This window comes from Streptomyces cahuitamycinicus (genome assembly GCF_002891435.1).
GTDB classification, from domain to species: domain Bacteria; phylum Actinomycetota; class Actinomycetes; order Streptomycetales; family Streptomycetaceae; genus Streptomyces; species Streptomyces cahuitamycinicus.
In genome coordinates this window covers 41,878-54,683 of record NZ_POUC01000008.1, presented here as the reverse complement: position 1 = coordinate 54,683, position 12,806 = coordinate 41,878, and the positions used below count along the sequence as shown (strand labels likewise).

The following is a 12,806-nucleotide window of genomic DNA, read 5'->3' as shown; positions in this document are numbered from 1 at the left end:
ACGCCCCCGAACCCGACGAAGACGACCTCGACGCCATCGCACCGCCCCAGCCGGTGTTCCACGTGGAGCAGGCCCTCCTCGGCGCCCTCCTCCTCGATCCGCACCGTCTCAGCAACGTGACCGGCATCGCCGCCGACTCGTTCTCCACCGCCACGCACGCCGCCTTGTACGCCGCGATCATCACCCTGCCGCCGCCCAACCCCGCCGAGCACGCGAAGAACACCAAGTGGCTCGACCGCGTGCTCGCCACAGGCCGGGAGCAGGCGCGCGGACTCACCGCCTCCTACCTGCACACCCTCGTCCAGGTCTGCCCCTGGCCCAGCCACGCCCCCGCCTACGCCCGGATGGTCGAGGCGGAGCACTCCCGCCGCCGCCTGCTGACGGCCGCCGAACGCCTCGTCCACACCGTCCACGACGTCTCCCTCCCGCACCCCGTCCAGACGGTTCTCGCCGAGGCCGATGCGCTCGCCGCGGTCGTGGACGACATCGCCAACCGCTTCCCGCCACGCGCAGGCGTGCTGCCCCGCACCACGGCACCGCAGCCGCCCGCCGCGCCCGACCCCGCAGAGGCCGTCGAGGAGGAGCAGATGCTGCTCGCCACCGCAACGGCCTACCCCTCCGACATCGAAGCCGTCCGGTGGCTGCTCCCCGACGACCTCACCCTGCCACTGCACGCCGGCCTGTGGCAGTGCCTGACCGGCCTTGCCCGCCGCCACGAGCCCGTCGACCCCGTCACCGTCCTGTGGGAAGCCCAGCAGCGCGGCCTGCTGGACGACGGCAGTGAACCAGGCGAGGTCCTCCGCATGCTGGCCGAACCGGCCGGATCCGTCGAGCACTGGGGCGAGCGCGCCCTGCAGCGCTCCCTCCTGGCCACGGCCGAGCACACCGGCCGACGCATCGAGGCATACGCCGGCGACCCGGCGAACACCCCCTTCCAACTCGTCGTCGGCGCCCGCCGCGCCCTCGCCGACATCGCCGCCGCCCGCACCCGCTGGCAGCACGCCACCGGAGCCACCCCGCCACAGCAGCGGCGACCGGCGCCCACCACCCGCGCCGGCCCGCCGACCACCACGGCCGCACACGCCGCCCGGTCCACACGGGCAACCCGATAGCCCCCCGCGTACACCGGTGGCCGGACCCCAAGGCCCTGCCACCGGCACAAGAGACGAGACCCCCACGTGACTCCCGCCATCGACGCCCACGTCCGCCTCGGCACCCACCCCACTCACCCGAGCGCCGTGCAGGTGGTCCTAACCGGCAGCCAGGCCCACGTCGCTCTCATGGCTCTGGAGGCTGCCGACTGGAGCGCCGCCGCCGACAACATCCTGGTCCTGGCCCGCATCGATCACGAGGAGTCTCAATGACTGAGTCAAGCGCCAGCGTGGCTTGGGCTCTCTGAGGTGGGCTCTGTCTGCAGCCGCCTTGATCGTCCGAGGCGGAACACTTACTGTAATCAGCAAGTTTCTCCCACCGCTTGGCCGGGCCGTTGCATTGGAATTCTGAAGCGGCCGACGACGGTGAAGTAGATATCCCACTCATAACCCGCTTGGGTACTGCCATCGTGGATGATGTTGTCCGTAGGTGCTATGTACGCCTCGCCGGGTGAAATACGCAGCCGCACAACGGGATAGGCCGGCATGCGCTCCACAAAGCGGACAAGCAGGTCACCGGTTAGTCGCGCAACGGATAGATCCGTGGCGTCATTACCAAGCTGCCATATTCTAGAGAGGGGAAGATTAATGTAGGTGAAATACCGATCCCCATCCCCAAGGTTCATCGCGATACGATTCGGGGAACCATCACGAGCTTTCATCTGTGCCCCAAACCAGTTGTCACAGTGAAGCCCAACGAGACGGCCAGTCTTGTTGTCCACCGTGACGTTGGGCAATCCCGGAGGATTAACGCGGATACCCATTTGCCATATCTGCGATGAACCGGATTCAGCATGTTCAGCGGCGCACTCAATCGCTCGCTGCAGCGGCTGACCGCTTACATATCGATTCACCTCATCCCAGTCGGACACCATCTCAGCCCTACTTCGGGCAGCATCGAACTCATCGTAGAGATCAGACGAAAGAGATAGAACCGCTACGCAGCAGCCGGGCGCCGCGGAAACTCCGTTCACGATGGTGTCAAGCTCGGACGCCGACGGAAGAACCCATGGCTCCCTGGCAACCACAGCGTTGTCCTCGTACCGCAAAGCGTGCCGTGGGTGGTGGCATGACAGGGTTGAAGGAGATGGCGGCGCGGCAAGTCCCGCACTTATCCAGACCCGAGGTTTTTCTGAACGAGTGCTTGTTGTTGCATCGACGAAACTGATTCCACGTTCGAGTACCACGCTTCATCACCACCCCACACTCGGAACTGAGAGCCCCAAGCGATGGGCATATATGTCGAGCGAAGGGGCCGGACCCTCGGCGTCCAGATGGTGCTGAGCGATCTTCCTCCATCCCCACCTCTCATAGATGGAGATGGAAACGCCAGCCTGAGGCTGCACTGCCAAGGTTGCCCACTTCTCGGACCGATCACTGAGAATTGAATCATGCAGGCTTCTGCCTACCCCAAGGAAACGAAAGTCCTGCCGGACCGCGAAATCAGTAACATGGAAAGCCGGCCCTGCGAAACGACGGACGACCCTATCTGGAAGGAACCCCCGCTGATGCTGGGAGGGAACAGGAGCTCCATACACGAAACCGATCAAATTCGACCCTGTCACTGCCAAAGCCAGGGTGAAACCCTCGGTCATCATGAGGCTCGACAGTCGATTGCGTTGGTGGCATCCCTCGTCATCGCACCACACGAACGGAGGCACCGAGAATACCTCGACGTACAAGTCCGTGATCTCGTCAAGCCATCGAGAAGCGAGGTCAGCAGCGCCAAGTTGGACGATCACTGCCGGCCGGACCATCACAGAAGCCCGCTAGTCAGCTGGAAAAACAAGGCGGAAGCCTCCTCCCAGATACATGGCCGAATACCCGAATCCACGACATGCCGCCCGGGAGTTGTAGGGGGCGCAGTACCATGCTCCCCCTCTCATCACTCGGTCGCAGATTCTATACAGATTTTCCCTACCATCTGATGCATCATATGGGTACGGCAGCGGCATAGAGCTGCACCATTCCCAAACGTTGCCAACCATGTCACGCGCGCCATAGGGGCTCACCCCAGCGGGATAGAGGCCGATTTCAGCAGCTTTCCCCAGCCCGCCGTCCGGCGTATTCACCAGTTGAGGATCCCAGGTATCGCCCCATGGATAGATCCGGCCGTCTGTGCCCCGGGCAGCTTTCTCCCACTCAGCTTCTGTCGGTAGGCGGCAAGGACGCTCCAGCCGTTCACTCAACCAAACAGAATAAGTGACGGCGTGGAACCAAGAGACAGACGTAACTGGGAGAGCAGGTTTAACCAACTGATCGTCCCACGTCACCCCACGGAAAGTGTATGGCCTGGGAACGGCGCCATCGGATACGGCAGCCGCATACTCCGCCACCGTGACGGGAAACACACCAAACTCAATGTCTACTGTATTTGCATTATGAGCTGGACACTCATCAGTATAAGCAGCTCGGTCTCTTTGCGGATCGCTGCCCATGCTAAATGATCCGTGAGGAACATGCACGGTTGGCGGGGTTACGGCCCCGCAAGATGCGTGGACACTAAACCCGAGATCTTGCAGGTAGACTGGCAATCCATGTAGGGAAAAGAGGCCGAATTGACCACTCGCCTGACCCTTGCTGGCGGAGGTGCGTGGATTGATCTTCGACATGTGAGCCTCGCTCACTTGATTGGCGCCGCCAGGAGGCCCCGCATCTCGGAGCTCACCGGTGCTTGCGTGGCTCAGGTTGCGGGGACTCAGACCCCATCTACGATAACTAGTGAGCGACCTTCGTCAAATTCTACGGAGGCAGTGATGGACTCTGAGCGGCATGCCTTCCACCAGGAGATTGGACCCCACCTGGACCAACTGGGTGATGCGGTTCGAGACCTCGCCGACGAGACTGCCGAGGACAACCTGCCTGAAAGCCCAGAACTTCAGTGGGGGCAGTGGGCAAACTGGGCCTCATGGACCAAGATCGCATGATGCGTTGCTTCCGCGCATCTAACGCCGTATGCCTCGATCTATGCCGTCTCCGATACCGCATAGATCGCCGAACGTGAAATGGCGTCAATCATGACAGCTGGGCCCCCATCTGTGCAGACGCAGCTTGCGGTCGTACAGGCGACACCTTTCTGCAATATTCGCTGCCGCTACTGCTATCTGCCTGACCGTGGATCAAGCGAAGTTATTTCCATGGCTACGCTCGAGCGCATTGCCGACCAATTGTCTAAATCTCGTCATGTGCGGGATGCTTTGACAGTTGTCTGGCATGCCGGCGAGCCCTTGCGACTCCCAATCCAGTTCTACCGCGAGGCATTCGACGTGTTCCGGAACAGGGACTGGGGTGATGTCGACTTGTCTTTCTCGATGCAGACCAACGCCATGATGATCAATCAATCGTGGTGCGACCTATTTAGCGAATATAAGGTAAACGTAGGGGTGAGTCTGGACGGGCCGGCGGAGTTGCACGACCAAAATCGAGTCGACCGAGCGGGACGCGGCACGTTCGATAGGGTGATGCGGGGAGTCCGCCTATTGCAGGATTCCGGTCTGAATCCATCGGTTATCGCGGTCGTCACCAAAGGCTCACTTACACACGGCCGGGAGTTCTGGCAGTTCTTTGCTGATGCCGGCATTACCGTTGTTGGTCTGAATCCGGAAGAAGCCGAGGGATCACATGAGCGCTCCAGTATCCACGACGACGACTCGGAGCACGAATTTCGGGCCTTCGTCGATGAGATCCTGACTCTAGGCATCGGTCAGCGCGGGTATCCCCGCTTGCGAGAGTACGACAACTTTCGTCAGCTCGCGAGTTCGTTCCGCACAAATCAAGTGCGCTGCCACGACAACGTTCCTATGGCGATCTTGAGCTTCGACCATCGGGGCAATGTATCTACATTCTCACCTGAACTCTTGACGGCAAGACATGAGCCATTCGGAGATTTTCTCTTCGGTAACGTTCACGACGACGAAATAGACACCATAGTAGAGAGCCCAAAGTTCACCGCGGTCAATAAGGCCGTCCAAAGTGGTGTGGCCAAGTGTCAATCTGAGTGCGGTTACTTTGACTTTTGTGGTGGTGGTTCTCCGTCGAACAAGATTGCGGAGGCCGGCACGTTCGACGTGGCGGAAACTCGATCATGCAGGCTCAGAGTAAAGGTTATGGTAAGCGCATTCGTCGATTCCGCTGGACCGGAGAGAGACTCGAGGAGGTCGGAGTCATGACACCTAGCGCAGATGGTGGACGATGTCCGGCAGATGTATTCATCGTGGGTGCCGGAGTACAGGTTCCGGATCATCTCACATCTGCGGCGATCGACGTCCTGGACCAGTGTCAGGAGATCTATTCGATCCTCCCGCGGTCAACGAGCCGCTTGATGCCGAGCAGATGGGCATCAAAAACGAGAGATCTGCAAGAGATATACCAACGAGGTGGGCGGCGGCTGGATGTCTATAGGGAAGAGATCAACCTCATCTGGCAAGCTGCTCGCAGCAATCCCCCCGTGGCGTACCTTACAGTGGGAAATCCGGTGGTTTTCGACAGTGTCACTGCAGGGCTGATCGAGCGGGCTAAATGCGGCGACATGAGCGTCCGCGTGATTGCTGGCGTCTCCTCCGTAGATGCCATCATGGCTGATCTCGGGATCGATTACGCACCCGGGATCCAAATTTTGGAAGCGTCTTCCCTTGTGGCTCACAATATTCAGCCACGAAATGACATTGACTGTTTGGTGATGCAGCCCAACGTTTTTGGCACAGCATTTGTGACGATGGGGCGGAAGCCGTGCGCGGCAGCGTTGTGGCCCCTGCGCGATCATCTTCTTAAGTGTTACCCGAGCGATCATACGGTGACCTATATCACGTGTTCTGTGAGGTCAGGTAATCCGGCTCATCTCGAGTCCTTTCCGCTGAGTTGTCTAGGTGGGACCGAAATGTCACCCCAGACCCTAGGCGCGTCTCTTTTCATCCCTGCAGCAGTTCCGCTCAAGGCAGATGAATACTTCTCGGACCGCTTTCGAGATCAAAGCGAGTTCGAGAGAAATTACCGGTAATACTTAGAGGCATATATGAGGTCGGGGCAGGGCCATACGATCAGCGATGGGCGGTTCGGCGTTGCTGTATTCCTCTCAGGCGGTGTCGACTCCACCGTTCTCTTGGGAAAGATGTGCGCCGAGAAGTCGAGCGAACTGATCGCCGTTCACTTCGCTGGTTTCTCCTCACCGGAAGAGTCAGCAGCCGCTCGAGCTATCGCGCACCAGGCGCGAGTCGCATATTGGAGCATCGATATGTCATCGTTGCTGCTGTCCTGGAGATCCGCACGAGTCGCCCAGGAAGGGGGCGGCGAGCGGGCTATTTTCGGCGCAGCCACAATGTACTCGGCTGCTTTGGCTTTCGCAATGGCACACAGAATCAACTCGGTGGCGTTTGGACTCCATCGAGAGGATGCGCAAGAACATGTGGAGCAAAGTCCATCATTCCTCAACTATATACGGCAAGGAATCAAGCTTGTCGGAAGTGAAGTGCGAATTCTGGTTCCATTCCAGGATATGAGTAAATGCGACATCATCCGGATAGGAAACGCTCTGAGTGTGGATATGTCTCGGTCCTGGAGTTGTCTGCGCCCATCAGGAAGTATGCAATGCGGTACTTGCGAGGCATGTCTCTCAAGGAGAAATGCATTCAGGCAGGCCGCAGTGGTCGATGCCACGAAGTACGAGAGGCAATGACCCGCGGCTTCCAGCGGGTGTGTCTTGAGACGGCCGAGCGGTTCGCTCGCGGTGAGAAGAGCGAGGCCGTCGGTAGGGATCTTCGGGTGACGTCGCGGTCGGTCCGGCGCTGGCGGCGGGAATGGCGCAGCTCCGCCTCGCGAGGAAGGCATCAGGCGAGCCTCGTCATCCTGCCAGCCACCGGTGGTAGGGACACGGAATGCCAGACAGAGCCATCTTCAAAGATCCTTATATCGCGTGATCGGCGCGACAGGGGTGAACGTTCGGTTGTCGCGCAGGAGAGCCCATAGGACACTGGCACGCCGGCGTGCGAGCGCTATGACGGCCTGGACGTGTTTGCAGCCCTCGCCGCGCTTCTTGAGGTAGAAGTCCCTGTTCGGGCCCTCGCGGATGATACTGGTCTGCGCGGACAGGTAGAACACTCTGCGTAGGCGCCGGCTATAGCGCTTGGGGCGGTGCAGGTTGCCGATGCGACGGCCTGAGTCCCTTGGCACGGGCACCAGCCCCGCTGCTGAGGCTAGGTGGCCAGCGTCCGCGTAAGCCCACAGGTCACCGGCGGCTACGACGAACTCGGCACCGAGAATTGGGCCCATACCTGGCAACGATTCGATGATCTCGGCCTGAGGGTGGGTGCGGAATCTTTCCCGGATCTGACGGTCGACGCCCTTGAGTCGGTCATCCAGGCTGAGGATCTGCGCAGCCAAATCGGCGACGATCTGGGCGGCGACGGCCTCACCGGGCAGCAAGATTTGCTGAGCCTGAGAAGCCTCTAGCGCAGTAGTGGCGACCGCATGGGCGCCGCGGACACCGCGCTTGGCAAGCCACGCCGTCAGTCTGCTCCGCCCGCGGCGGCGGATGGAGGCGGGAGTCTGGTATCCCGTCAGAAGGACAAGGGCGCCCTTGTGGGCCGAGTAGTCGAAGGCACGTTCCAGCGCGGGGAAGATGCCGCTGAGCACGTCGCGCAGCCGGTTGATCATGCGGACACGGTCGGCAACGAGGTCCGACCGATGTCCCGTCAGCAGCGCCAGGTCGGTTGCCAACTGGGCAGGCACATCGATGGTTGCGAAGTCCTGGCGATGACGGGCAGTTTCGGCGATGACGTAGGCGTCGCGTGCATCGGTCTTGGCTTCGCCACGGTAGGCGCCAGCCATGCGGTTGACCGTGCGACCAGGTACATAGACAGCCTGCTGACCGTGACTAGCGAGCAGTGCTATCAGCAGAGCGGAAGCCGTTCCGGAGATGTCCACCGCCCAGCGGACCTCATCTGCCAGGTCCAGGATCTCGCCGAGGGCCATGAGGATGGCAGTCTCATCGTTGTCGATCTTCTTCGACCATAGGGTCGTACCGGTTTCGTCGACCACTGCCGCCCAATGATGGCCCTTGCCCGCGTCGATCCCACACCAGGCTTGGCTGAGTCGGTTGCTCACTCGCCCTCTCCTCATTCCGCACGACATGTCGTGAGCCCGAGGAACACCCCGCTGTCCGCTCCGTAAACAGCGACCGCACAAGGCGCGCACATCTCAATCAGCAGTCAGGGCGCCCCAGAGAGTCGAACGGCCACTCCTCGCTAGCCACTACTGGCAGGCCCTACTCAGCCACATCCGACTCTCCTGGGCTGACCAACACCTTACGGAGCCCTACTGGGCCGCTGACGCCGCCAAGCACCTGATCGCCGAAGGCATCACCGTCGAGATCACCCCTCGGCTCCAGGAGGCCATCGACGAGGAATGGACCTGGGCGAACTACCCGATGCCCTGGTGCACCCGCAGCGAAATCCGCGAGGTCTCCAACCAGGCGCAGAAGATCCACGACGACATCCGCCACGGCCAGCTCCTCATCCACGCCCACGCCCACGACGGCCACACCACCGCCGCGGTCGGCACAGACCTCCACCCAGGCGGCAAGTCCGTCTACCTGCACGGCGAGGACCACCTGCGCCAGGTCGCCGACACCTTCGACTCACCCGCCCAGGCCCTCCTCGCCTTCGAGAAGGACCACACAGCCGAGATGCGCCCCGGCCCGGCACCCCTGACCGACACCGAACGCGCCGTCGACGTCACCACGGCCAAGTCAGAACCCTGCCGCCCGGAGCCGGAGACCGTCCCCGTCTACCGGGCCGATGCCGGCGACCACGATGCCCTCCTCGACGCCTTCCTCGACGCGCACATCGAGTTCGAAAAATGGCGCACCTTCCCTGTTGAATCAGCGTGTCGAAGCCGATCAGGGGGCGGTTCAGGGGACTGGCGTGTGTTCTGGGTGCCACGCGACACGGTTCGAGGTGGGATGTCACCTCATCCCGTTCCCGACCAGGAAACGGTCCAGGGGCAGACTGAGCGCCTCCACAACGAGCGGCGTAGCAAAATGCATGGGCCGGGCGACAGGCACCGAACTGTCATGCCGAGGTCTGGTGCGCTCGGTTCGCCGGGCGGGGTTCGGCAGCCCCCTGTCGCCGACCCTCGTGGCGTGTTCAACGATCGTGGCCGCCAGCGGACGAGGCACCGTTCTCGCTTTCTGCTAGGCGGAAACGAGATAGGTCGCGGGCGAGTCGGATGACCTGACCGATGGTTAGCGAGTCGGGCGTGCCGGTGTAACTAACGTTCTGTGTACCCAGGGTGAGTTCGTCGTCGGTGACGGCCATCTCCAGGCCGATATTGACCCCCTCCCTAGTGTCCGGGACAAGCCTGACTAGAGTGACACCTTGCCGTCCTTCGGTTGCGAGCCAATCCAGCTCGTCAGGCAACGGCAGAGTGTCACAGACGATCAGAATGTGGGGAAGCTGCCGTGAACCGTCTCTACTAAAAGGCGGTCGGTCACCTACTGCTGCTACAAGCCGAGTGAAGCTAACCGCGTCGTCGGCAAAGGCGGTTGTGTTTGACGGGGTCTGATGGCCAGGAAGACGCTGCGCGTGCGGCAGGTAGTCGATCCATTCCCATTCGTGGGACTGTTGCACGGGCCCGTAAATCATCAATCGGAGGTCGTCAGGCCCGTGAAATGTCACCGCCTGCCCAACGATACTTCGCACGAGGTTGCGAATACTTTGTTCGTCAGTGCCGCACACGTGGATGTGGTGAAACGCCTTGAGGCTGACGGCCATGGGCATCTCTGCCATGGTTCCGTACTCGTAAACGAGTGAGGCCAGACCGTCAACACACACAGCATCGGCCCCTGCTGGAATAGTTGGAGATTCCAGATCCGTGGCGAGCCGTTGCTCTCCGGATCCCACTCGCACTTGTAGGAAATCGGGGTCATCGGCTGTTCTCTCCCACAACTGACTGCGGCGAGACACGACGGAACGCAACTCCGATGGCTCTGGGTTCAACCACAGCTGGGCTTCTCGTTGCTTCAAGGCTGTTCGATGCAGCTGGCGGCGTACGTCGGTAAGGTAGCGGAGATAGGCCCGCCGTTGTTGCGTCGCATGGGTCACCTCCCCGGCCGAGCCGCGTACCGAAGCAAAGCAGGTGACGGCGATACCCACCCCTAGGGTTACGAACCCGACTGCCCTTCCCATGCTGCTGTCCACGAAGAGGAGCAGGAGGCAGGAGGATGCTATGCCTGGGGAAGTTAAGAGGGCCGACGACAGCCACCTATGGCGCCAAGTGCGGTCCGTGTGGACGGGAGGCGGCCGGAGTGGCACGGGATCGGTAGGGACGGATGCGGGAAGGAACCGCGGCTGACGGACGAAGGCTTGAGTGGGCGACGGGGCTCCGGAGAAAGTGCTGGAGGGATCCGGATCAGGATCCGTAGTTGCGATGCTCAATCAATTCTCCGTCATGTGATCACGATGCCGCTGCCAGCACCGTTGGTCGGGCCGAGGTCGTCCAGAAGATGCGCGAGACCCGCCGGCAAACGAGTTCTCTGGCCCAGTACTGCAGAGCGCAATTGCTCGAGGGTGAGTGAACGAGCAAGCCTCAGGTCTGCGGCGACGAGGATGGTGCCCGACAGATCGGCACCGTACAGGTCTGCCCCCGACAGGTCTGTGCCCGTGAGGTCGGCTCGCCCAAGGCGCGCGTTGATCAAGGTAGCGTTTCGCAGATCCGCCCCGTCCAGACGCGCTCCGTCAAGCCGGGCGGAGAAGAGATCAGCTCCGCGAAGGGAGACGGACGATGCCCAGGCGTCCTCGAGCCGTGCGGAAGACAACAAGCAGTCGCTAAACGCTGCACCCTTCATCTCGGCCCCTCGCAAGTCAGCGCGTGGGAGGCGCGCCGCAGTCAGATCGGCCCCTTCAAGGCGAGCGCCGCGCAAATCTGTGTCTTCGAGTTCGGCTTCGCGTAGAAAGGATCGGCGCAGGTCAGCGCCTCGCAAGAGCGATCGGCTGATCTCTCCGCCTTCGAATGCCAGGCCGTCTAGCTCAGCGCCCCTCAGGTCAGCCTCCGAGAGTTCGACGCGAGTCCTGCGGCCGAGCGAACCGAGCACCGTCAACGCCGCGTGGACGTCAGGCTCCGATCTCGGCGGTTGAGAGGTCCGATTCGGTCTCTCGGAGCCCCGAGCCTGCCCGCCCGGTGCTGGCTCGGCTATCGGACAGCGACGTACGACAAACGACGAGAGTACTTGTGCAATCGAGGCGACGTCGTGCCGAGAATCCCGGGCTAGTCTCTCCAGGGCGAACACGCCGCCAAGGCGTGCATCCAGGTTGTCGCTGCTCAGCTGGCTGACCGCACCCGCGTATCGATCCGTGACCTGGCTCTGGCGCGACAGTACGTATCCCCTGCCCGTGTAGACGAGCCCCCCGAGAACGGCGAGCCCAGCGGCGGTCTGAAGCACCGTGCCACGAACGGTGTTGAGATGCACGAGGCGTTCGGCTGGCTTCAACTGCTTCGCCTCCGGATCAGCAAGCTGATGCGGAATCCATTGCAAGAGTAGGAATCCGAGAGCAACGGAGACGGCCAGCACCGTGATCAACATAAGTGCCGGTCGTAAGTGCCTACCACCACGCATCATCACGTGGGCTCCTCCCCAGGGCTCAGTGACGAGCAACCTATCGATGCGCCAGAGCTCCAGCAAACGTTGACCTCCTAAGCGCAGACGGCCGCGATGCCTCCTGTCCGAAGCGCAGAACCTCGACTTTAGCCATCCGGTGGTAGAGCGGACTGCCAGCGCCACCGAAGTCGTTTCATTCATCTCTCTGTGGCCCTACGGCACAGGGTACGAACATTGCCGTTCTGGCCTCGCCAACCGAGGGGGGAGCGGCTGTTCGTGGTCACGTTGTCCGAGTCGGCGAGGACGCGTGACCGTCTGGCCCCCCAAAGGCGATCGCCCGGCCAGTCGCGTCCTTGGCGGGCGACTTGAGTCCGACACGCTGACTTGACAGGGAACGGACCTGGTCGTGACAACCCACGCCATCCACGAGTCGCAGACTCTGCGCATCGAGCGCGTCCACGACACCCCCGCCCACGAGACCGCATGGACCGTAGCCGCCTACGAGACACCCGTCTCCGACCGCATGTGGGTCCTCACCGCGACCGGCGCCACCCCCGCCCCGGTGCTGCAGGATCTGCTGATCCACCTCGCCGACGGCGACGGCTGGGACACTGTCATCGGCGCCCCGGTGGACGAGAAGATGGTCACCTCAGCCACCCAGCCGCTCTCCGACGCCGGATGGAAGCACACCGTGGACGGGCGATGGATCCGCTGGACGTCCCCCGACGGGGACGCGGGCGTCCAGCTCGACGCCTTCGCCGCACAACACGCGAGTCAGAACCTGGCCACCTGGACCATCTGGGCCGGCCCTGGTCCGGACCGGCCCACCTGGGCCATCACCGCGTCCCCGTACACGCCGAGTTCACTGCTGGCGGGTCTCTCTGGGTCCCTCGCCCATGAGACCGGCACGCGCCAGGCCCAGCTGGGCCGCGAGCACAGGACCCGCCTCGCCACCAGTGCGCCGGCGGCTCCGGCGGTCACGGCCGGCCGACCCGCCGGCCGTTCGCGTTGATAAGCATCGGGCACTGCCCGCTGGCAGCTCCAGCTGCATGCGTCGAGACACAGTC

General features: G+C 62.2%; 13 protein-coding genes and 1 pseudogene. 7 read left to right on the top strand and 7 right to left on the bottom strand.

Going from position 1 to position 12,806, the window contains the following annotated elements:
* Together C1J00_RS02380 and C1J00_RS02375 are read left to right on the top strand one after the other, a co-directional pair.
* The coding region (locus C1J00_RS02380; protein ID WP_245936150.1) for a DnaB-like helicase N-terminal domain-containing protein at window positions 1-1,112 on the top strand (1,112 nt) is incomplete at its 5' end.
* 66 nt (window positions 1,113-1,178) lie between these two features.
* Window positions 1,179-1,364, top strand: coding sequence for a hypothetical protein (locus tag C1J00_RS02375; RefSeq protein ID WP_102907355.1), 186 nt, complete (start codon window positions 1,179-1,181; stop codon window positions 1,362-1,364).
* Between the two features lie 89 nt (window positions 1,365-1,453).
* On the opposite strand, the gene C1J00_RS44565 is transcribed toward C1J00_RS02375, so the two are convergent.
* The 3 genes from C1J00_RS44565 to C1J00_RS48035 form a co-directional block, all read right to left on the bottom strand.
* Window positions 1,454-2,026, bottom strand: a complete 573-nt coding sequence (locus C1J00_RS44565) for a hypothetical protein (RefSeq protein WP_146192622.1) — start codon at window positions 2,024-2,026, stop codon at window positions 1,454-1,456.
* A gap of 318 nt (window positions 2,027-2,344) precedes the next feature.
* Window positions 2,345-2,746 (bottom strand): N-acetyltransferase, encoded by a 402-nt coding sequence (locus C1J00_RS48040; RefSeq protein ID WP_369333482.1) that lies wholly within the window; start codon window positions 2,744-2,746, stop codon window positions 2,345-2,347.
* 174 nt (window positions 2,747-2,920) lie between these two features.
* Entirely contained in the window at window positions 2,921-3,763 is an 843-nt protein-coding gene (locus C1J00_RS48035; RefSeq protein WP_102907354.1) for a formylglycine-generating enzyme family protein, read from the bottom strand.
* Window positions 3,764-4,156: 393 nt separating this feature from the next.
* Between C1J00_RS48035 and grrM the strand changes: the two genes are divergently transcribed.
* The 4 genes and pseudogenes from grrM to C1J00_RS48150 form a co-directional block, all read left to right on the top strand.
* Window positions 4,157-5,320, top strand: a complete 1,164-nt coding sequence (gene grrM, locus C1J00_RS02365; protein ID WP_102907353.1) for a cyclophane-forming radical SAM/SPASM peptide maturase GrrM/OscB — start codon at window positions 4,157-4,159, stop codon at window positions 5,318-5,320.
* Window positions 5,317-6,147: an SAM-dependent methyltransferase gene (locus tag C1J00_RS02360; protein WP_180989367.1), complete on the top strand. Its 831-nt coding sequence runs from the start codon at window positions 5,317-5,319 to the stop codon at window positions 6,145-6,147. The genes grrM and C1J00_RS02360 overlap by 4 nt, the downstream gene beginning before the upstream one ends.
* A 15-nt stretch (window positions 6,148-6,162) precedes the next feature.
* A complete protein-coding gene (locus C1J00_RS48030) occupies window positions 6,163-6,822 on the top strand; it encodes a 7-cyano-7-deazaguanine synthase (RefSeq protein WP_102907351.1) in 660 nt (219 codons plus the stop codon).
* A pseudogene (locus C1J00_RS48150) lies at window positions 6,819-6,986 on the top strand (IS630 family transposase); the annotation flags it as partial. The gene C1J00_RS48030 and the pseudogene C1J00_RS48150, both read left to right, overlap by 4 nt.
* Before the next feature lie 54 nt (window positions 6,987-7,040).
* Here the strand turns inward: C1J00_RS48150 and C1J00_RS02350 are convergent.
* The 4 genes from C1J00_RS02350 to C1J00_RS02340 form a co-directional block, all read right to left on the bottom strand.
* The gene (locus C1J00_RS02350; RefSeq protein ID WP_102907350.1) at window positions 7,041-8,249 is read right to left on the bottom strand and encodes an IS110 family RNA-guided transposase; all 1,209 of its coding nucleotides are present in this window, start codon (window positions 8,247-8,249) and stop codon (window positions 7,041-7,043) included.
* 160 nt (window positions 8,250-8,409) lie between these two features.
* A complete protein-coding gene (locus tag C1J00_RS44980) occupies window positions 8,410-8,754 on the bottom strand; it encodes a hypothetical protein (RefSeq protein WP_180989365.1) in 345 nt (114 codons plus the stop codon).
* Window positions 8,755-9,289: 535 nt separating this feature from the next.
* Window positions 9,290-10,297 (bottom strand): hypothetical protein, encoded by a 1,008-nt coding sequence (locus tag C1J00_RS44560; RefSeq protein WP_146046119.1) that lies wholly within the window; start codon window positions 10,295-10,297, stop codon window positions 9,290-9,292.
* 293 nt (window positions 10,298-10,590) lie between these two features.
* Window positions 10,591-11,724, bottom strand: coding sequence for a pentapeptide repeat-containing protein (locus C1J00_RS02340; RefSeq protein WP_180989364.1), 1,134 nt, complete (start codon window positions 11,722-11,724; stop codon window positions 10,591-10,593).
* A 421-nt stretch (window positions 11,725-12,145) separates the two neighbouring features.
* Here C1J00_RS02340 and C1J00_RS02335 point away from each other — a divergent pair, with 421 nt between their 5' ends.
* Complete coding sequence (locus tag C1J00_RS02335; RefSeq protein WP_342751646.1) at window positions 12,146-12,751, top strand: SPDY domain-containing protein; 606 nt, start codon at window positions 12,146-12,148, stop codon at window positions 12,749-12,751.
* The last annotated feature ends 55 nt before the right edge of the window (window positions 12,752-12,806 follow it).